Source organism: Dongia sp., from assembly GCF_041905885.1.
Lineage (GTDB): Bacteria > Pseudomonadota > Alphaproteobacteria > Dongiales > Dongiaceae > Dongia.
Genome location: NZ_JAYRKD010000048.1, coordinates 1 through 20,615, shown reverse-complemented (window position 1 = coordinate 20,615; position 20,615 = coordinate 1). Strand labels below are relative to the sequence as shown.

Annotated in this window: 18 protein-coding genes and 1 pseudogene; 8 read left to right on the top strand and 11 right to left on the bottom strand. The window is 63.8% G+C overall.

Annotated features, from left to right (window positions below):
• Positions 1-102, bottom strand: a pseudogene (locus ACH2CY_RS27790) (IS110 family transposase); the annotation flags it as partial.
• A gap of 157 nt (positions 103-259) precedes the next feature.
• On the opposite strand from ACH2CY_RS27790, the gene ACH2CY_RS27785 reads away from it, so the two are divergent.
• The 6 genes from ACH2CY_RS27785 (at position 260) to ACH2CY_RS27760 (ending at position 7,844) form a co-directional block, all read left to right on the top strand.
• A complete protein-coding gene (locus ACH2CY_RS27785) occupies positions 260-2,017 on the top strand; it encodes a dipeptide ABC transporter ATP-binding protein (RefSeq protein ID WP_395023263.1) in 1,758 nt (585 codons plus the stop codon).
• A gap of 258 nt (positions 2,018-2,275) precedes the next feature.
• Positions 2,276-4,750, top strand: coding sequence for a bacteriohemerythrin (locus ACH2CY_RS27780; RefSeq protein WP_395023262.1), 2,475 nt, complete (start codon positions 2,276-2,278; stop codon positions 4,748-4,750).
• A gap of 65 nt (positions 4,751-4,815) precedes the next feature.
• Positions 4,816-5,937, top strand: coding sequence for a PLP-dependent cysteine synthase family protein (locus ACH2CY_RS27775; protein ID WP_395023260.1), 1,122 nt, complete (start codon positions 4,816-4,818; stop codon positions 5,935-5,937).
• 4 nt (positions 5,938-5,941) lie between these two features.
• Complete coding sequence (locus ACH2CY_RS27770; RefSeq protein WP_395023259.1) at positions 5,942-6,718, top strand: class II glutamine amidotransferase; 777 nt, start codon at positions 5,942-5,944, stop codon at positions 6,716-6,718.
• Between the two features lie 132 nt (positions 6,719-6,850).
• A complete protein-coding gene (locus ACH2CY_RS27765) occupies positions 6,851-7,276 on the top strand; it encodes a hypothetical protein (RefSeq protein WP_395023257.1) in 426 nt (141 codons plus the stop codon).
• Between the two features lie 16 nt (positions 7,277-7,292).
• On the top strand, positions 7,293-7,844 hold the full coding sequence (locus ACH2CY_RS27760; protein WP_395023256.1) for a hypothetical protein: 552 nt from the start codon (positions 7,293-7,295) through the stop codon (positions 7,842-7,844).
• A gap of 10 nt (positions 7,845-7,854) precedes the next feature.
• Here ACH2CY_RS27760 and ACH2CY_RS27755 read toward each other — a convergent pair whose 3' ends face one another.
• The 6 genes from ACH2CY_RS27755 to betI form a co-directional block, all read right to left on the bottom strand.
• Positions 7,855-8,811: a sugar phosphate isomerase/epimerase family protein gene (locus ACH2CY_RS27755; RefSeq protein WP_395023254.1), complete on the bottom strand. Its 957-nt coding sequence runs from the start codon at positions 8,809-8,811 to the stop codon at positions 7,855-7,857.
• Positions 8,808-9,671: a phosphotransferase family protein gene (locus tag ACH2CY_RS27750; RefSeq protein WP_395023253.1), complete on the bottom strand. Its 864-nt coding sequence runs from the start codon at positions 9,669-9,671 to the stop codon at positions 8,808-8,810. Before ACH2CY_RS27750 ends, ACH2CY_RS27755 begins: the two co-directional genes overlap by 4 nt.
• Positions 9,672-9,678: 7 nt before the next feature.
• A complete protein-coding gene (locus ACH2CY_RS27745; RefSeq protein ID WP_395023252.1) occupies positions 9,679-10,584 on the bottom strand; it encodes a proline iminopeptidase-family hydrolase in 906 nt (301 codons plus the stop codon).
• Positions 10,585-10,677: 93 nt separating this feature from the next.
• Entirely contained in the window at positions 10,678-11,847 is a 1,170-nt protein-coding gene (locus tag ACH2CY_RS27740; RefSeq protein ID WP_395023251.1) for an acyl-CoA dehydrogenase family protein, read from the bottom strand.
• A 1-nt stretch (position 11,848) separates the two neighbouring features.
• Positions 11,849-13,939: an acetate--CoA ligase family protein gene (locus tag ACH2CY_RS27735; protein WP_395023249.1), complete on the bottom strand. Its 2,091-nt coding sequence runs from the start codon at positions 13,937-13,939 to the stop codon at positions 11,849-11,851.
• Positions 13,940-13,952: 13 nt separating this feature from the next.
• Positions 13,953-14,963 carry a transcriptional regulator BetI gene (gene betI / locus ACH2CY_RS27730; RefSeq protein ID WP_395023248.1) on the bottom strand — a complete coding sequence of 337 codons (1,011 nt, stop codon included), beginning with the start codon at positions 14,961-14,963 and terminating at the stop codon, positions 13,953-13,955.
• 239 nt (positions 14,964-15,202) lie between these two features.
• Here betI and ACH2CY_RS27725 point away from each other — a divergent pair, with 239 nt between their 5' ends.
• The gene (locus ACH2CY_RS27725; protein WP_395023247.1) at positions 15,203-16,573 is read left to right on the top strand and encodes an aspartate aminotransferase family protein; all 1,371 of its coding nucleotides are present in this window, start codon (positions 15,203-15,205) and stop codon (positions 16,571-16,573) included.
• Between the two features lie 117 nt (positions 16,574-16,690).
• On the opposite strand, the gene ACH2CY_RS27720 is transcribed toward ACH2CY_RS27725, so the two are convergent.
• The gene (locus ACH2CY_RS27720; RefSeq protein ID WP_395023246.1) at positions 16,691-17,209 is read right to left on the bottom strand and encodes a hypothetical protein; all 519 of its coding nucleotides are present in this window, start codon (positions 17,207-17,209) and stop codon (positions 16,691-16,693) included.
• Positions 17,209-18,531, bottom strand: a complete 1,323-nt coding sequence (locus ACH2CY_RS27715) for an HD domain-containing protein (protein WP_395023244.1) — start codon at positions 18,529-18,531, stop codon at positions 17,209-17,211. The genes ACH2CY_RS27720 and ACH2CY_RS27715 overlap by 1 nt, the downstream gene beginning before the upstream one ends.
• Positions 18,532-18,913: 382 nt before the next feature.
• On the opposite strand from ACH2CY_RS27715, the gene ACH2CY_RS27710 reads away from it, so the two are divergent.
• Positions 18,914-19,357: a hypothetical protein gene (locus tag ACH2CY_RS27710; protein WP_395023243.1), complete on the top strand. Its 444-nt coding sequence runs from the start codon at positions 18,914-18,916 to the stop codon at positions 19,355-19,357.
• 58 nt (positions 19,358-19,415) lie between these two features.
• On the opposite strand, the gene ACH2CY_RS27705 is transcribed toward ACH2CY_RS27710, so the two are convergent.
• Positions 19,416-19,595: an RES family NAD+ phosphorylase gene (locus ACH2CY_RS27705; protein WP_395023264.1), complete on the bottom strand. Its 180-nt coding sequence runs from the start codon at positions 19,593-19,595 to the stop codon at positions 19,416-19,418.
• A 24-nt stretch (positions 19,596-19,619) separates the two neighbouring features.
• Positions 19,620-20,351: a hypothetical protein gene (locus ACH2CY_RS27700; RefSeq protein ID WP_395023242.1), complete on the bottom strand. Its 732-nt coding sequence runs from the start codon at positions 20,349-20,351 to the stop codon at positions 19,620-19,622.
• Between the last annotated feature and the right edge of the window lie 264 nt (positions 20,352-20,615).

Sequence of the window (20,615 nt, the reverse complement as noted above, 5' to 3'; positions counted from 1 at the left end):
GCGCAGCCTCTTCTTCAGCACCGCCTGCTCACCGGCGTTAACCCCATGCAACTGAAAAACACGCTTGGACGTATCCATGCCAACACGGATAAGCTTTTCCACGGACGGCTCCCTTGTTTGAGATCGCACAACGACCTCATTCTGGCACATCGATGCCGTCGGGGGCCGTCCACCCCATCACGAGTTCCTATGAGCAGGCACCAAAGCAAGCCCGACCAAACTCGTGGATGCCAAGGCCAAGCCTTGGCATGACGGCACTGTGAGAGAAGACACCCCCGCCTCCCCGCTCCTCCGCGTCGAAGGCCTCAGTGTCGACTTCGCCTCGCCCAAGGGCGCCGTGCGCGTGGTCGAGAATCTCAGCTTTGAACTGCACCAGGGCGAGACGCTCTGCATCGCCGGCGAATCCGGTTCCGGCAAGTCGGTCACCGCCTTGTCGCTGATGGGCCTGCTGCCCAAGCCCGGCGGCCGCATCGCCGCGGGCAAGGCGGTCTTCGACGGCACCGATCTCTTCGCGCTGCCCGAGCGCCGCATGGCGGCGATCCGCGGCCATGAGATCGCGATGATCTTCCAGGAGCCGATGACCTCGCTGAACCCGATCCTGACCATCGGGCATCAGCTGATCGAAGGCCCGATGCGCCATCTGCGCTTGAGCCGCAAGGTCGCCACCGAGCGGGCGGTGCAGATGCTGGATTCCGTCCGCATCGCCGAGCCCAGGCGCCGCCTGAAGCAATACCCGCACGAGCTCTCCGGCGGCATGCGCCAGCGGGTGATGATCGCCATGGCGATGGCCTGCCATCCGAAGATCCTGATCGCCGACGAGCCCACCACCGCGCTCGACGTCACCGTCCAGGCGCAGATCCTCAAATTGATGCAGGACCTGCAGCGCGAGACCGGCACCGCGATCATCCTGATCACCCATGACATGGGCGTGGTCGCCGAGACCGCCGACCGCGCCGTCATCATGCGCCGCGGCCGCGCTGTCGAGACCGGCGAGGTCAGCCGCATCTTCCGGCAGCAGGAGCACGACTACACCAAGGCGCTGCTCGCCGCGGTACCGAAATTCGCCGACGGCGACCGCGCGCCGGCACCGCTGCCGGCGGCGGCACCGCTGCTCGACGTGCGCGACCTGGTGGTGCGTTTCGATGTCCGGGGCGGCGGCCTGCTCCCGCGCGTTACCCAGCGGGTGCATGCGGTCGAGAAGATCTCCTTCGACCTCATGCCCGGCGAGACCCTGGCGCTGGTCGGCGAATCCGGCTGCGGCAAGTCCACCACAGGCAAGGCGCTGCTGCGCCTGGTCCCGAGCCAGGGCAAGGTGCAGTTCAAGGGCGCGGCGCTCGGCCAGCGCGCCGGCGACGTCAAGGCCTGGCGCCGCCATATGCAGATGATCTTCCAGGACCCGATGGCCTCGCTCGATCCCCGCATGACCGTCGGCGAGCTGGTCGCCGAGCCACTGGTCATCCACGGCATCGCCTCGGGCGCGGAAATGCAGGACCGGGTCGCCAGGCTGTTCGAGCGCGTCGGCCTCACCGCCGACCATATGACGCGCTATCCGCATGAATTCTCCGGCGGCCAGCGCCAGCGCATCTGCATCGCCCGCGCCCTCACCCTGGGACCGCAGATCATCGTCGCCGACGAATGCGTCTCGGCGCTCGACGTCTCGATCCAGGCCCAGATCCTGGAGCTCCTGAAGGAGCTGCAGGACGAGCTCGGCGTCGCTTATCTGTTCATTTCCCACGACATGGCGGTCGTGGAGCAGGTCAGCCATCGCGTCGCCGTCATGTATCTTGGCCAGATCGTCGAGATGGGGCCTGCGCAGGCCGTGCTCGGCGACCCGCGTCATCCCTATACCAAGAAGCTGCTGACCGCCGTCCCGATCGCCGACCCGTCACGCCGCCACCTCGCCCGCGAGGCGCCGGAGGGGGAAGTCCCCAGCCCGTTCCGCCCGGTCCATTTCGAGCCCAGCTACGTCGCGCTCCGCGATGTCGGCGGCGGACACTGGGTTGCGGGCGCCGCCTGACGCGGCAGTCTCGCCAGGACGACGAAACCGTCTCGCTTGCTGGGACTTTCTCTACCGAAGGGTTTAGGAGCACACCTTCAATATAGGTAATACTCCCTACGTATTGCCCGCTTCTGTGCGACAAACATCTGATAATTAAAAATTTTACGGGAACCGGCCGAGACATGGCCATCCGGATCATTGATTCAAGTCAACGTGCGTGAAAGCAATCTCGGGTGGTATATCAGGGTCGCTCCCCTTCTCAGGTCTGAGGCCCCAATGTTCCGCTGGCTCGAAAATCAAAAGATCGGCTTTCGCATCGCTCTTTCCCTGGTCCTGCCCATTCTGGCCCTGCTCGTTCTCTCCGGCACCCTCGTGCTGGAGCGGCATCGCACGGTCAGCGAGATGGCGGCAATGCAGGAGCTGACCCAACTCGCGCCGGAAACCGGCGATCTGGTGCATGAGCTGCAGAAGGAGCGCGGGATGTCCTCCGGGTTCATCGGCAGCAAGGGCGCCAAATTCGCGAACGAGCTGCCGGAACAGCGCAAGGCGGCCGATGCGGCACTTTCAGCCTTCAACGCGGCGATCGGGGCTTTCCCGGCGACGGAGTTCGGACAGAGCATGACGGACCGCATCGCGGCCTCCACGGCGGCCCTCGGCCGCCTCGCCGCTCTTCGGCAGTCGGTTTCGGACCTTGCCATTTCCGCGCCGGAGATGGCGGACGGCTATAGCGCGACGATCGCCTCCCTGATCGGCATCGTCGAGGAGATGTCGAGCCACAGCACCCAGGCCGAGCTGCTCAATCGGACCGCGGCTCTGAGTGCCCTGATGCAGGTGAAGGAGCGCACCGGAATCGAGCGCGCCACCGGTAACACCGGTTTCGCCGCCGGTAAATTCGAGCCCGCGGTTGCTCAGCGCCTGACCCGGATGATCGCCATGGCGGACAGCTTTCTGCACACCTTCCGCGCCACGGCGAAGGATGAAGACAAGACGATGCTGGATGCCGTCTTGACCTCGCCCGAAGCCAAGGCGATCGAATCCATGCGTCAGGTCGCGCTGGACAGCGCGTCGAGCGGCGACCTCAAGGGCGTCACCGCCGAGGCCTGGTTCACCGCCCAGACGAACAAGATCGACCAGCTGCGCAAGCTGGAAGCCGACCTGGTCGCAAAGCTCGACGCCCGCGCCGCCGCGCTGATGTCTGATGCCGCGACCCAGTTCTACCTGTTGCTCGCCGTCACCCTGGTGCTGCTCGCCGTGACCGGCGTGCTGGTCGTCGTCATCGTCCGCAGCATCACTGTGCCGGTCCGCGGCATGACCCAGGTGATGGTCGCGCTCGCCGCCGGCGACACCGGTGTCACGATCGACGGCGCCCGCCGCGGCGACGAGATCGGCGACATGGCGCGCTCGGTCGCGGTGTTCCGCGACCATATGGTGACCGCGAACCGGCTCGCCGAGGAGCAGCGCCAGCAGCAGCTCGACAAGGAGCGCCGCCAGGAGAACATCGACACCGGCATCAAGGAGTTCGAGGTGACGGTGATGAGCATCCTCGCCAGCCTGTCCCAGGCCGAAGCGGTGATGAAGCGCACCGCGACGGAAGTCGACCAGGGAGCAGTCGCCACCAAGACGCAGTCCGCCGCCGTCGCCAGCGCGGCCGACGAGTCGACCGCCAATGTCGCCTCGGTCGCCAGCGCCACCGAGGAGCTCGCCTCGTCGATCAAGGAGATCAGCCGGCAAGTCGCCCATGCGGCTGAGATCGCGCGCCAGGCCGCACGCGTCGCGGATGCTTCGGAAAGCAAGATCCAGACCCTGTCCCAGACGGTCGAGCAGATCGGTACCGTGGTCGGCATGATCACCAACATCGCCGAGCAGACCAACCTGCTGGCGCTCAACGCCACCATCGAAGCGGCGCGCGCCGGCGATGCCGGCCGCGGGTTCGCCGTCGTCGCCAATGAAGTGAAGTCGCTCGCAACCCAGACTGCGCGGGCGACCGAGGATATCGGCAAGCAAATCAGCCAGGTCCAGGCCTCGACCTCGGACACGGTGGCCTCGATCCGGGAGATCGGCGACGTGGTCCGCCAGGTCAACGAGGTCTCCGCCTCGATCTCGGCGGCGATCGAGGAGCAAGGGGCGGCGACTCAGGAGATCGCCCGCAACGTCGAGCAGGCATCCAACGGCAGCTCTACGGTCAGCCGCAGCATCCACGGCGTCCAGCAGACCGCCGAGCAGTGCGTGACGATCGCGGTCGAGATCGGCGCGGCCTCCGGCGAGCTCTCGCAGCAGACCTCGACGCTGCGCGACAACGTCGCGAAGTTCCTGAAGCGCGTGCGCGAGGCCGGCCACCAGAAGCTGGTGCAATGGGATCCGACGCTGGGCGGTCTTTCCAGCACGATCGACGCCGAGCACCAGGGCATCGTCAAGATGATCAACGATCTCTACGCCGTCGTCACCCAGGGCGGCAGCAAGGCGGTGGTGTCCGCGGCATTCGAAAGCATGATGCAATACACACGAACCCACTTCGACAACGAAGACGCCCTGATGAAGGCGCACGGCTATCGCGACCGCGACAAGCATGCAAAGCAGCACGAGAACTTCGTGAAGCGGCTCGACCGTCTGCACGAGGAGTATCGTGGGGGCACGACCCAAGCCGGCAACGATCTTCTCAATCTTCTGGCGAGCTGGTGGCAGGGCCATATTTCCACCTCCGACGCCCAGCTGGCCGACTTCATGCGGAGCAAGGGCCTCCGCGCCGCCTGAACCGATCCTCTTGCGTGCCCGCTTCCCGTTCTTTAGGGAAGTGGGTGCAGCAAGGGGGTAGAGGCATGTCTGAACGCGACTGGACGGACCAGGCCGTTCGCAAGATCGAAGCGGATTTCACACGTTCGGCGGATACGCATCTGGAGCGCCTGGACCTGCCCGGGCTCGGCGGCGTCACGCTCTATTTCAAGGACGAGTCGACCCACCCGACCGGCAGCCTGAAGCACCGCCTCGCCCGCTCCCTCTTCCTCTACGGTCTCTGCAACGGCTGGATCCGCGAGGGCAGCACCGTCATCGACGCCTCGTCGGGGTCCACGGCGATCTCGGAAGCCTATTTCGCGCGCCTCCTCGGTCTGCGCTTCGTAGCCGTCATGCCGAAGACCACCTCGCCGGAGAAGATTGCGCAGATCGCCTTCTATGGCGGCCAGTCGCACCTGGTCGACGACCCGGCTGCGGTCTATGCCGAGAGCGCGCGTTTGGCCGAGCAGACCGGCGGCCATTATCTCGACCAGTTCACCTATGCCGAGCGGGCGACCGACTGGCGCGGCAACAACAACATCGCCGAGGCGCTGTTCCAGCAGATGGCACGCGAGGAGCATGCCTGCCCGAGCTGGGTGGTCTGCGGCGCCGGCACCGGCGGCACCTCCGCCACCATCGGCCGCTTCATCCGCTACCAGCAGCACAAGACCCGGCTCTGCGTGGTCGATCCCGGCCGCTCGGTCTTCTTCGACTTCTACGCCGGCGGCAACCGCAATCTCGTCGGCACCGCGGGCTCCAGGATCGAAGGCATCGGCCGGCCCCGGGTCGAGCCCTCCTTCATTCCCGACCTGGTCGACCGCATGATCAAGGTTGCCGACGTGGCGAGCTTCGCCGCGATGCGCGTGCTCTCCGACATCATCGGCCGCCGCGTCGGCGGCTCGACCGGCACGAACCTGATGGGCGTGCTGCAGCTGGCGGCCGAGATGAAGGCGGCCGGCCGGCATGGCTCGATCGTGACCTTGATCTGCGACAGCGGCCAGCGCTACGAGCGCTCCTACTACAACGACGCCTGGCTCGAGGAGAACGGCTTCCACATCGGGCCCTGGGCCGAGAAGATCCGCGCCTTCATGACCGGCGGCGGCTGGGATCCATCGCTCAACCAGCCCAGCCACGCCCCCGACAGCCCGCACCTGGCCGAAGGAATCTGAAATCATGTGCCGATGGCTCACCTATTGCGGCGCGCCGATCTATCTCGACAAGGTGCTGTTCGAACCGCAGAACTCGCTGATCAACCAGAGCCTCCATGCGCGGCACAGCCATGTCACCACCAACGGCGACGGCTTCGGCGTCGGCTGGTACGGCGAGCGCGGCGTGCCCGGCGTCTATCGCGACATCCTGCCGGCCTGGAACGACCACAACCTGAAGAGCCTCTCGCACCAGATCCGCTCCGGCCTGTTCCTGGCCCATGTCCGCGCCTCGACCGGCACCGCGACCGCGCGCTCCAACTGCCATCCCTTCGCGCACGGCAAATGGCTGTTCATGCACAACGGCCAGATCGGCGGCTATGACAAGCTGCGCCGCAAGCTGGAAATGCTGATCGACGACGACTACTACCAGTACCGGCTCGGCACCACCGACAGCGAGGCGCTGTTCTACCTGATGTTCAGCGATGGGCTGGAGAAAGGCGCGGTCGAAGCGCTCACCAAGGCGGTCGCCCGCATCAACCGCGACCGCCAGGCGCTCGGCATCGATGCGCCGTTCCGGCTGACCGCGACCTTGACCGACGGCGAGAACGTCTACGCGGTCCGCTACTCGACCGACGAGGCGCCGCCCAGCCTCTACTGGTCGCGTGCCGACGACCACCTGCTGGTGGTCTCCGAACCGCTCGACGAGGACGACGCCCGCACCTGGAACGAGGTCCCGCCCAACCAGCTCCTGGTCGCCGAGAAGAACGGCGCAGTCGACATGGTGCCGTTCATCCCCGGATAAGACCCATGCGGCCAAGGGGTTGTCGACTATCGCATTGACCTACCACTAACGATAGATCTATATGACAGCCACTCAATCTTATGTTAGAATTGCCCGATCGAGGGGGAAATCGAGCGAACGAACGGGGGCGCTATGGATGGATCTTCGGTAGCAACCATCCTGGTCGAATCGATGAACGGCCAAAGCGAGACACTGACGACACTCGCGCTTGCCATATGCGCCGGAATCGTCGCTCTTCTCTTGCAGATTGCCATTCACAATCGAAGCGATGGAACGAAGGCAATTCGATTGTGCATCGGCGACCTTCTGTTTGTTGCCTTTGTCCTGGAGGGAGCGTCCGTGGTCGCTGCCTATCTCGTGCGCGGCGCAATCGTTTCTTCGATTCCAGAGTTGGTGAGTCTGAAATATGCGGCGCAAGGCCCCCTGTCGCCAGATGCCTCGACTGGATTGCAGGCCATCCACTCGCTAGGCCAGGTACAGTTCGCCCTCTTCGGCCTGGGCGTCCTGGCTATTCTGGTCGTGCTTGTCGCCAACCGTTCTCTCTTCAGGCATGAATAACTCTTGAGGCTGGAAGATGCGGATCGCAGCATTCATCGCATGCCTTTGCTTCTGTCTCATCAATGTTCCGGAGGCGCGCGCCCAGGACGCCTCCAAAGCACTGACCGAGGCTCGCGAGCTGCTGAAGGCCCCGAAACTCCAAAGCAATGCGCGCTTCCTTTACCTGAGAAGCCTCGTTGATGCGTTGCTTGATTATCGGATTGCTACCAAGCCAAATGGTTACGAAGGTGGAGAAGACTTCGAAAAACCTGCATGGCAACGCCTGAACGAAGTGCTTTACCAAGCTAAGAGCCTTGCCCAGCTGAAAGCTGCCGCTGACAACAACGAGTTTCCCGAGGGTGCAGAAAAGGAACTCGCTGAAATCTACTCCAAGCAGGCAAGCGACTTTGCGTCATTTACGAAGGATTTCGGCGGAGAATCCGGAAGCGCAACGGATCAAGACATTCTGGACGCGATGGCGCTCTACGCGACAGCAAACGTGCTGCTGACGTCGAACTACCATGCCGCAGGCTGGTTCACGGATTCCTATGTATGGCCGTTCTGCTGGCCGAGGGGAAAGCAACAGTAGCGCTGAACCGCTAGGGCCTGGCGACGACTGCCACCCCGATCTCCTGCAGCATGTTGCGCAACCAGGCCTGGGCCCAGACCAGTGCCTCATCCTCCAGCTTCAGCAGCAGCGCCACGTCCTGCTTCTCCCAGTCCGGCGCGTCCCAGGGCCGCAGCATCGGCGACAGCGCGGTTTCGTCCGGGCGGAACACGCCCTCGCCCCATTTCGCCCCGCCGCGCCAATCGCGCATCGGGCAGCGATAGGCCCAGACATTCGAGAGCAGGATCCGGTCCAGCCCGTTGGCAACCAGCCGTCGCGTGAGATCGGCGATCGGGATCACCCCGCTGCCGATCGGCACGCCGAGGATCTCCACATTGCCGTCCGGCAGCTTGCGGCAGGCATGGTCCTTCAGATGCACCGAACGGATGAACGGCAGCATCGCTTCCAGCGAAGCCTCCGGCTGCTCGGCGACCATCATCGAATTGCCGTAGTCGAATAGGGCGCCGACCGGCTCGGTATCGACACCGCGCATGATCGCGGCCATCTCGGCGCCGGTGAAGTCCTCATGATTCTCCAGCAGCAGCGCGATCCCGGCGCGGCGGAACATGGGTGCTGCATGGCGGAGATCGGCGATGGTCTGCCGCACCGTCTGCTCGGGCGAGCCGGCATGGCGCATATAGGTGCGCGCCTGCTCGACCCCCATGACCTCGCAGACATTGAGGATGGTGGTGAGATGCGCCGCGTCGGTGCCGCTGGTCTCGATGTCACAGCGCAGCTGGTTGGCCTCGAGCCGCTCGCGCACCTTGCGAATGTGCGCCGGTTCCGTCCCCGAGAGCTGGCGATAGTTCGGCCCGTTCATGTTGATGCTGACGCCGGTGTACCCGTCCGCCGCCGCCCGGTCGAGGAAGGCGAACACGTCATAGCCCGGCTGGTGCAGATAGTGATGCCGCAGGCAATAGCTCTGCAGGAAGAGATCGACCTTGCTCATGCCAGCCGCTCCATCAGGGCCACGTGGGCCAGAATGTAGTTCTCTGCCGCCGCCGGCCGGGACAGCGCGTACTTGTCCGCCCGCGTCGCGCAATAGCCGGCCATCCTCCAGTCGTAGAACGGCCGCAGCTGGGCGTACCGCTCCTCCAGGTCCGGGTCGTCATAAGCCGCGAAGAATTCCGTCTCTTGCGCGTTGCTGAAAATTGGACAGCCGTAAAGGATTTGGAACGCCGGCGACAGGAAAGCGATCACGTCCTGGACCGCATCTCCCGCTGCCGGGCACTGCCAGTCGATCACCACCAGTTGCCGCTCCGGCGTCACGATGATGTTGCCGGGCCCGATGTCCGTGTGAAGGAAGCTTTGCGGGACGCGATCGATCGCGATCGGCTTGGGCTTCGACGCGACGAGACGCGCCCGCATTTCCGGCTCCATGCGCGGCAGGAAGGCCTCACCCTCCTCCAGGATCTCTTTGGGCGTCATCGGCACGGCGCGAAAACCGGTCGGATCGGCCGCGCGCAAGCGCTTCAGCATCCGTGCGACATCGGCGATGCCGCTGCGCCACATCTCGCCTTCGACATACTCGTACACCAGCACCGTCAGCTCCGGCTGGTCGATGAACGCGACCGGCTTCGGCGCCAGGCCGAGCTGATGCGCCAGCGACATCGCCCGATGCTCCGGTTCCGGCAGATTGGGAAACAGCGCCAGTTCGGTCTCGGGCAGGAAGCGCTTCACCACCCAGTCGATGCCGGGGCCGCGCAGGCGAAACACCTGGTTGAGATAGCCGCCAGTCAGTGCATCGGCGCGGAGATCGCGGTTCCGCGTCAGCCCTTGTTCGACGACAAAAGCCACCGGGTCGAACATGCGGGCCCTACTCGCACTCCTTCAGGAAGGTGCGCAGGATCACCATGAAGGGATCCGGGCGCTCGATGAAGGGCAGGTGCGAGGCGTTCGGGATGACGCCGAGCTGGGCGCCCGGAATGAGCTTGCTGAACTCGTGGCAGCTCGACGGCGCGCTCTCGTCATACTGGCCGCAGATCACCAGGGTCGGCGCCTGGATATGGCTCAGGCGGCTGGTGCAGTCATAGCGCTGCAGGGTTCCGGTGCAGATGAACTCGGTCGGCCCCCACATCGTGTTGTAGACCTCGGTGTTGGTGCCGTTCATCGCCCGCTCGAGGAAATCCGGCCAGGGATCGGCGCGGCAGAGGTGGCGGCGGTTATACTCGGCCACCGCCATCGCGACCTTCGGGTCATGCTCGGCGCCGCGGCCGCCGGAGCGCGCCAGCGCGTCCTGAGCGTCCTGCGACAACGCACGGATATAGTCGTCGTTGTCGGCGATCCAGCGGCTGGTCGAGAGCAACGGGCCGGACAGGGTCAGGCTGGCGAGACCCGGCGGCCGGCCGATCGCGTATTCGGCGGCGATGGTGCCGCCCCAGGAATTGCCGAACAGATGGACCCGCGCCAGGCCCATCGCCTGCCGCAGCGCCTCGATCTCGGTCACGAAGCGCGGCACGGTCCAGTTCTTGGGGTCGCCGGGCTTGTCGGATTTCCCGACATCGAGCTGGTCGTAGAGGATGACGCGGCGCTCGCCGGAGAGCGCGGTCAGCGGCAGCAGATAGTCATGCGGCACGCCGGGGCCGCCATGGACGCCGACCAGCGCCGGACGCTCCGTGAAGCGATCGCCGTTGCTGCGATACCAGATCCGCCCGCCCTCGACATCGACGAAGCCCGTCGATTCCGGTGCTGGGATCGCTTGCGTCCTGTTCAACCCGTCCACGCGGCCTGCCTTCCGTGGTTCCGGCAGCAGTCTAGCGGGGTTCAGGCGGCGGACAAATTTGCTTTTCCGATGCGGTAATCTGGAAAAGTCAGCTCAGGCGCCCCAGCCGGCGTAGATCCCTAGGCCCCGCTTCTTGATCTGGCCCCCGATCACCATGCGCTGGATCTCCGAGGTGCCTTCCCAGATCCGATCCACGCGGACGTCGCGGTAGAGCCGCTCGACCGGATTCTCCCGCATATAGCCGCGCCCGCCCAGGATCTGCAGCGCCTTGTCGACGACCCGGCCCGCCATCTCGGAATTGTAGAGTTTCACCGCGCTGGCCCGGGCATGGACCAGCTTCGGGTCCATGCCCTCGGAAACCTCCGCCGCCACCCGGTAGAGCAGCGACTTCGCCGCCATGATCTCGACCGCCATGTCGGCCAGCATGAACTCGATCGCCTGGAAGTCGCGGATCGGCTTGCCGAACTGCACCCGCTCCGACGCATATTGGTTGGCGACCTCGGTGGCGCGGATCGCGGCGCCCAGGCAATGCGCGGCGATCTCGATCCGGGTTTCGGTGAACCATTCCTTGGTGAGGTCGAAACCCTGCCCCACTTCCCCCAGGCGCCGGTTGTCGTCCACCGTCACCTTGTCGAACACCATCTCGTAATGCTCATAGACATAGGAATGCATGAATTGCGGGATGCGCTTCACTTTGACGCCCGCCGCATCCTTGTCGACGATGAACAAGGTCGGCTTCTTCGGGTCGCCATCGACATGGGCATGCACGATGATCACCGACGACGCATCGGCGGAGGTGACGAACCATTTCTCGCCGCTGATCACCCATTTGCCCTTCTTCCTGACCGCCGTGGTCTTCACATAGCTCGGGTCCGAGCCCGCGTCCTTCTCGGTGATCGCGTAGCAGGACCGGCCCTTGCCGGCGTTGAAGGGCAGCAGGAATTTCTCGCGCTGCCACTTGGTCCCATGCTTCAGCGGCGTCGAAGCCTTGAACACCACGGTCCAGAGCCCGCAGGTCGCCTTGCCGATCTCCTCGCAGATGAGGACCTGCTGCAGCGGCGTATAACCGTGGCCGCCATCCGCCTTCGTGTGGTTATAGGCATTGACCTTGTGCTTGATCGCCTGCTTGCGGATCTCGACCAGGGTCTTTTCCTTAAGCTTGCGTTCGTCGCAGGCGATTTCATGCGGAAAGAGGTGCTTCTCCGCGAAAGCGCGGGCGCGCGCCTGGATCGCGAGGTCTTCCTTGCTCAGAGAGAGGTCCATCTTAGCTCCTGGGAATTATGAGCGCGTCCAATGCGACGCAGCCTTGGGGTCCGGCGATCAGCGGGTTCACGTCCATCTCGGCAATGAGATCGCCGAGATCTCCCGCGAGAACAGAAAAGCGCGCCAGCGCCTGCGCCAGCGAATGAAGATCGGCCGGCGGCGCACCGCGCTTGCCGTCCAGCAGCGGGCGCAAGGCCAGCGCGTCGAGATGCCGCCGCGCCTCCGCCGGCCCGAAGGCCGGCAGCGCGAAGCGGCGGTCCTTCAGCATCTCGATCAAGACGCCGCCGGCGCCGACCATGACGATCGGCCCGAATTGCTCGTCGCGCGTCATGCCGAAGGAGAGCTCTACACCCTTGCCCGCCATCGGCATGACGATGACGCGCGGCCCCAGGCGCTGCTTCAAATCGGCATAGGCGGATATGACAGAGTCGACGGTGAGGTTCAGCTTCACCCCGCCGACATCGGACTTGTGCAGGATGCCGGGCATCGCGGTCTTCACCGCGACCGTGCCGAATGCCTTCACCGCCTCGAGCAAGTCCGCCTCGCTGTCGACGATGCGATGCGGCAGCACCGGCACGCCATAATCGCCGAGCAGCGCCAGGCTCGCGGCCTCGTCCAGCGTCGTGCCTTGCTCCAGTCGCGCCCGCCACTTGTCGCGCAACCCCTGCGGCGCCGCCGGGGCCGCCGCGACCGTGCCGCGATCGCGCCGGTCCATCGCCTTGCGCACCACGGTCAGCATCGAGGCAACGCCGGACAGCACCGGCACCCCGTCCTGCGCCAGCCGCACGGCGACGTCGTCGCTGGAATTGCTGGCGACGTTGGTGGCGAGGATCACCGGCTTATCGGTGGCTTCGCGGATCTGCCGCAGCATCTCGCAATAGCCCTCGGTCAAGGAATAGCCGTCGCGGGTCTCGACGCAGAGCGCGCCCAGGGCCGTGTCCGGGTCCTCGATCAGCGCCTTCATGCAGTCGTGGAAGATGCCTTCCCAGTCGTTGCCCGTCCCCCAGGCGTCGAGCGGGTTGATCGGCTCCAGCCCGTAATCCAGCCGCGCGGCCAGCTTGGCGGTGGTGTCGGCGCCGATCTGCGCGAACGGCACCTTGCGCTCGACCGCGAGATCCATGGCGAGTTCGCGGAAGCCGCCGCTGTCATGCATGGTCGCGATCCCGCCCGCCGCGAGGTCGCGCCCGCCGGCATAGAAATGCAGCGCGTTGGTGAGGTCGTCCATGTTGTCGACCGCGACAACGTTGTAATGGTCGAACAGCGCCTCATAGGCCGCATGGTTGCCGGCGACCGCGCCGGAATGGCTCACCGCCAGCGCCGCGCTCTCGGCGGTGCGGCCGACTTTGAGCGCCACGATGGGAATGTTCTTCGCCTGCGCCTTCTCCAGGCCGGCCATGAAGCCTTCCGGATCGCGCACCGTTTCCAGGAACAACCCGACCACCCTGGTGGAATCCAGGCTCAGCACATAGTCGAGATAGTCGGCCACGTTGGTGGCAAGCTCCTGCCCCGCCGAGACCGCGAGGTTGATGCCCAGCCGCTTGTCGTTGTGGCAGAGCGCCGAGAAGGCGCTGCCGGAATGGGTGATGAAGCTGATCCCGCCGGCGCGCATCCAGTCCGGCGGCGGGAAGCCGCAAACGCGCAAGCCATATTCCAGGTTATAGAAGCCCATGCAGTTGCCGCCGCAGATCGCGACCCCCGCCTCCTTCGCCATCGCGCTGAGGCGCGCGGTCAGCTTCGGTTCCGCATCATTCTCCAGGTAGCCGCTGGCGAAGATGGTGGCGGCCTTGACCCCGTGCTTGATCGCATCGGCCAGCGCTGCTTCCAGCCGCGCATTGGCGACGCCCAGCACCGCCATGTCGACCGTCTCGGGCACCTCCGCCAGCGAGGCATAGGCGCGCTGCCCGGCGATCTCCGGATAGTTCGGGTTGATGAGATGGATCCGCGCCGGCGGCTTCTCCCCCATCATGGCCGAGGCGATCATGCCGCGCCCCACCGTGCCGGGCTTCGGGCTGGCGCCGATCAGCGCCACCGATTTCGGCGTCAGCAGCGGCGCCAGCCGGTGCTCGGTCTTTCCCCCCAGGATCCGGTTCATCGCCCCCGCCCGATCACGTCGCCTTCGGCGTCCCCTTCAGCGCATCGAGCGCCGCGCGTTCACGTTCGCCCTCGGCGCGCTGCTGCGCGAGCTTGGCCTCGAAGCGGCGCTGCATCTCTTCATGCAGCGGCCCGTAGATCTCCATCCAGAGCTGGCTGTCGGTGGCGACGATGAGGCGCCCCAGCTGCCAGGAACTCGGCTCCTGCCGCCCGTCGAGCCAGCCTTCCAGGGTCTTCGCCGAGACGCCGACGCTGGCGGCCAGGGCCTCGCGGCGGATCGTGCCGACCGGATCGACTCTCTTCCGCAAGGCGGCGGCCACGCGCGAGCGGTGCGCATCGCGCCCCTGCAGGTCCTGGTCCGTCACCAATTCGAGCGGCGGCTCGTCCTCATTGGCGGCGACCCGCGTCCGTTTCGGGCCGCCGGCGAAATGCGAGGGAAACACCGCGGCGAGGTACGACCGGCAGACCCGCTTCGCGTCGTTGCGATTGAAGACCTTCGGCTCCATCAGGCAGTCGAACCAGAGTCCATCGATCATCGCGTTCAGCCCGACCGCCACGGTTCGCGCGTCGATGCCGTAGCCGCCCTCGGTGATGATGCGGTTGCAAAGCTCGATGGTCTGGCTGGTGTAGTCGGTCTCCAGCCGCTGGACCAGGCCCTGATAGGCCGGGTTGTTCCCCGCCTCGGCCCAGAAGGCGTACCAGATCGAGATCTTCTCCGGATTGCAGACCGAGGGGTGGAAGTCGGCCTCGATCATCGCCTCGAGCCCGGCGGCGGGGGCGATCTTGCCCTTGCTCATCGCCGCCTGCCAGAAGGCCGAATACTCCTCGGCGATCTGCTCCAGGGTCGCCAGCAGCAGCTGGTCCTTGGACTTGAAATAGAAGTTCACGATGCCGGGCGACAGCCCGGCTTCTCCGGCGACATGGGTCAGAGTCGTGCCGGTGTAGCCATTGCGGCCGATCGCCCGGATCGTGGCGTCGATCAGCTGTTTTCGGCGGATTTCCTTAACGGCCTCAGCTTTGGCCAAGCGTTAATCCCTTCGCGGAACGGATGAGAGAATCATGGTTAATTCATTGAAATATATAACTTTGCCGCGCCTGCGAGATTAAATACGCATTCAACAGCTTGCCTTCGAGCCCTCCCCAAGGCTAGCCTCACTATACATCCATTCAACGGCGGCCGCCATCGAATCGCTTATTGATGGCCGGATGCCAAGCCCGGCGAGCCTTTTTGAAGCCGGGTATTTTTAAAAAACTGGAGAAGAAAATGTCGATCAAGGTCCAGCGTCGAAAGCTCGACAAGTCCCGCGCCCACTTCAAGGAGGCGGTGAAGCACCTGCCCTTGGGCGTCAGCTCGAACTTCCGCTTCTGGGGCGAGGACGAGACCGTCTTCGTGAAACACGGCAAGGGCGCCCGCCTCTGGGACTTGGACGGCAACGAGTACATCGACTACCGCCTGGGCTACGGCCCGGCGATCCTCGGCCACTGCCACCCGGAAGTCGATGCCGCCGCCCGCGAGGGCCAGCATGTCGGCACCGTCTTCGCGCTCGGCACCGAGAAGGAAGTGACCGTCGCCAAGCTCATCAAGGAGATGATGCCGGCGGCCGAGCTGGTCCGCTTCTCCAATTCCGGCACCGAGGCGGTGATGGCGGCGCTCCGCCTCGCCCGCGGCTACACCGGCAAGGACAACTACGTCACCTTCGAAGGCTCCTATCACGGCCTGTTCGACGCCTCGATGTGGACCGCCGACCCGGAGGACATGAAGGACCAGAGCAAGGACCCGAAGGTCATCCCCTACGGCCAGGGCATCCCGCAGCTGGTCCGGAATCTGTTCTGGCAGGTCCCCTACAACGACGCGCAGCGCCTCGAGGACGTGCTGAAGAAGCACAGTGACTCGATCGCCGCCGTGCTGATCGAGCCGATCCTCGGCAATTGCTGCGGCATCCCGTCCAAGCCGGAATTCATCAAGGCGGTGCGCGCGCTCTGCACCAAGTATGGCGTGCTGATGATCGTGGACGAAGTGAAGACCGGCTTCCGCGTCGGCCGCGGCGGCGCCCAGGCGCTCTACGGCATCGAGGCCGATATCTTCACCGTCGCCAAGGCCGTCGCGAACGGCTACCCGATCTCGGCGATCGGCGGCAAGGAAGAGATCATGCGCAAATACGGCAAGGGCGTCGCCCATGGCGGCACCTACACCGCCCAGGCGATGAGCCTGGCCGCCGCCGAGAAGACGCTGACCATCCTGAAGGACACCGACGCGCTGGAGGTCATCGCCAACTACGGCAAGGCGATGCAGGAAGGCATGCACAAGGTGCTGACCAAGCGCGGCATCCCGCACAGCTTCACCGGCCACCACTCGATGTCCGGCCTGTTCTTCTCGGCCGAGGCGCCGACCACCTACCGCAACTGGAAGCTCAGCGACTACACCTTCTACGACACCATGGCCGGCTATCTCATCGACATGGGCGTCATGTGCGAGCCCGACAGCCGCGAACCCTGGTTCATCTCCTCCGCGCACGACGCGAAGTGCCTGGAAGAGACGCTGACCAAGTTCGAGGAAGCGGTCGACCTCACCCTCGACGAACTCGCCCGCGGCCGCCACGACGAAAACAAACTGATGCCGGGCATCAGCGGGTAACGTCCTAAAGCGTCATTGCCGGGCCTGACCCGGCAATCTCGTGCCATTCTAGGCACGATTGGATCTGGAGACTGCGGCGCCGGGAGCTACCCGGCGCCGTTTTTGTGATCGCCATACTTAGCTCGCTGCCTTAGGCGGCATAAGGCCAAGAAACTCAAGCAGTTCTATGGCCTTCTCAAGACGCCCGCCTTGGATCTTTGCCCCTTTGCGTTTAGCTATTTCCGAACGCCAGTCGGGATTTCCCTCGTACTTCCAAAGCCAATCGATGGTCGCTGCAAGTTCAAGGACGGTCACGTTAGTGGCCGCAAACAACCTCATCAAATTTGAGGCCTGCTCGCGTCCCAAGGTCCCGAAGGCGCGTTCGTTTGCCTTCCCGACGAGTTTGAAAACGCTATACATCGCCCCGTCCGACTTCCGATGCTCGCGCTGCTCTTCGACTAGGTTGAACGCCTTAGCTTCAACCGTCGCGCTGTCGAGATCACGAGAGTACGGGCCGTAATGGTGATATTCGAAATCAAACGGGCTATCGAGGCCGAGTCGCCCCAGAAGATAGATCGCTTTCTGAAGCCGGACTCGGCCGATTAACTCTCCTCCAGCAGCAGCGACAACCGCGGCAACAACATCCTCACGTTCCATTAACCCACCCCCTTCCGTCGGTTTCGAGCTTTCTCTCGATCCGATTCGGATTCGAAATAGTATCTCGTAAATTGCTCCTTCTGCTCCAGTGCTTTGACAATGTCAGAAACAGTAGCAATTTCGACCGGTCCTTTCCGTTCATCAAGGATATGCAGCTTCTTATGCGCCTTGTCGTCATCACCACCGATTTGGGTGTAGATACTGATCGCAGCCCCTTCGTCCTTCAGCACCGCGGTGCCAAGCTTGTCCTTAAAGTCGGCGTTGATCCGCCTCGCCGCACGTTGTTGACTACCAGAATCCAGACCGAATGTTCTGAGATCTAGGGTCTTGAACAGGCGCCGCTCGCAAATTCGGCGCGCAAGTTCGCTGATAGCAGGATCCCCCGCGCGGCTCATTAGCTCAATTCCGCCCAAGACGACGACGTCGTCTAGGGCGAGATAGCTTTCCAGCGTGTAACCGTCCTTTCCGAAAAAGCTGAGCAACGGATGCCGCTTATCGAGTCCGGTCTGCTGCGGCGCCTTCGCCTTTTTCGCCTTAACCGCGACTAAGGAAAGCAGCTTGGAGATCATCTGCTCCACGCACCGAGTCGTCTTGTGGAAGTAGACCTGTTCATGAAGTGTGTATCGAGCAAGAAGGAACTGCTCGGCTGCGGGCAAAGCCTTGTCATCGAGACAGAATGTAAGCACCTTGAGTTGATCGCCTTCGTCACCGCCTGGTTCGGGCGCATCGATGTTAATTTCCCCAACTCGGACATGTTCCATCAGCCAATCGAAATCGATCGCGCCGGCCCCAGTTCCCGTCATCAATCTATCCCGGCGCAGATAGTCTAACCGATCTGCATCGAATGAACTTGAGACGACGGCGTGATAAATATCGATTGGGTCTTCTGCTTCGAGAAGTAGGGCGACTTCCTCCGTGAATTTGCCGTCTGGATAGCGCGCATCGAGCAGCGGCTTTATGCGGCCCGTCGGATTACGAATGATCTCGGCAGTCCATTTCTCATGTCTTTTCGATACCCCACCGAATGCAGCCTTTTGAACTCCCTCGAAGGTGTGGCTAAAGGGTCCATGGCCAAGGTCATGCAGTAGCGCCGCAATGACCGCAACCTCGCCACGTCGATCCTTAAATCTCTTCCCAGTTGATCCAATCTCTCGCCTGATGATGTCCACAAGGGTACGCGCAGTATGAAAGACACCAATGGAGTGGCTAAACCGCGTATGCGTTGCCCCGGGAAAGACGAACTCGGAAACTCCAAGTTGCTTTATTCGCCGAAGGCGCTGGAACTCCGGTGTATTGATGAGATTCCAAGCCAATTGGTCCAAGGGAACCTCCTTCCGGAACACGATAAGTCCGTGGACCGGATCCCGAACCCGCTGGGTGCGCGCCTCACCCATTAGAACATACCATGAACATCCACCAGTTAAAAGCCCCACGTGATGGTAATAAGCAAATTGACATTCGGCACCACCAAAACGCGCGGCTCAAGCCAGCAGAGCATGGATTCCACGTAGCCGGCAGTCGCGAATCGGTCCAGCATTCTCCGACGATGCCGCTCCCGCTGGAAACAGTGCGCCCTGCCTCCAAGATGCAGAAGTTCTGCTCGCGCTTTGGCGGGGGAGCATCTTCGCCCTGGGTTGCACCGCTGGCTTAGTGCTTGCCATGCTAGCCGCTCTCTTGGCCGGCTTCCCCGGGAGTGGACTCGCCGTGGCGCTCACAGGCCTGATGACGCCTCTGATCGCGACCATTGGTGCATACATCGCCTATCAGCAATGGCAGACCAACCATCAGAAACTACAATTTGATCGTTACGCGCGCAGGCTCCAGGTCTATGAGCACGTTCGGAGCATCTTGGGTGTCGTGGGACGCGATGCCGCCGTCGATTTCCAGGAAATTCTTGCATTCCGCCGGGCGGTGTCCGAAGCCGACTTCCTGTTCGGACCAGAGATCATTGAATACATCGACGAAATTTACCGCCATGGCGTAAAGCTCGGGACTCTGAAGTCCGAACGCATGGGTGCCCATGACGCGCGACGTACCAATTTCGACTTTGAGAAAAATGCCCATGAGCACGACGCTGAGGTTAGATGGTTCCTCGCCCAGTTCGATGTGGCGCGTGAGCGATTTGGCACATACATGAACATGCACTAGGAATTACGGTGCCAGAATTACGGTGCCAATTTCAATCGATTTACGGGCAATACGCAACTCACCCAAGCAACCTCTCATCCCACCACACCGGCTGGTGCAGCCCATGCGCCGCCCGCGGAAAATCCGGGTGCTGCGGGTTGATGAGCACGTTGCGATCCACCCGCGCGACCACGCTCGGCACCAGCAGGATAAGCGACCGCCTTCTCAGACACCACGCGCTGCCGAAGGCGCGTGCGATCTCGAACAGCTGCGCCGGACGGGCTCAGAGGGACACGAACATCTCGGCGATCAGCCCGCCCGTCCCGGTCTGCTGGAGGTCGGCTGGCGCGGGCGCGGGCAGGCGGATCGAACCGCGCGCCGCCGCGCCCGGCGGCGGGATCAGCGTGAAGGCCTGGCTCGCGGGCGGGTGCTCGCGCAGCGGCAAGGGATCGCGCAGGGTGATCTGCCAGGCTTGGCTTCCGTCCACCCGTTGGATCGCCCCCGGAGGATCCTGGTCGACTGGCGGGTCCTGATCGACCGGCGTGCCCGGGGCGCTGTCGCGGCGAACCGTCCAGCCGTCCATCGACCCGGTCTGCCCGCCGGGCACGAAGATCCAGCGCCAGCGCAGCTGCCGGCTGGAGAATCCGATCGTCGCCGCGACCGGAAGCGGCCCGCCGGCTTGCGCCAGGATCACGATGGTTGCCCAGTGACCCGACAGCTGCGGCGCGACCGTGAAATCGGCGATCTCGGGGGAAAGGACGGGATCAGCCGCGGTGAACGCCGCCAGATACGGGTCCGACGCGCTGATGTCGAATGTGAGCCGGTCGCCGAGGACGTCGGCGGATGGTGCCGCCACCCGCAAGTCGCCTTCCTGCAGCTGCAGCCTTGCCCCGGCCTGCTTCAGCAGCCTGGCGGTCGCCGCCGACGGCGCAAGCCGGCACGCGGAACAGCGCCCGCTTGCGTAGTAGTCGTGCGCGATCTCCAGGGTCAGGACCTCTAGAAATACTGGGGACATAAACCTCATCTCCACGCGCACTTGTGACATTCGTCCGGCAACGCCGGGAGTTGCGGTGCCAGTTTACCAAATGACCGAATTCAAACGAGCCAAGTTCCAGCGCGCAAAATCTCTTGGCCTCGCTTGCGCCCTCGACGGGTAACGTCAATTGTTGTGTGTCAGGAGGAAGAGGGTACTGACGCCCTGTGACTTGTTTTCGTGGGTGAAGACGGCGAACAGGATGCGGTCCATGGAGGTTCTATCCTGGAAAGTGCCCATCGGCCT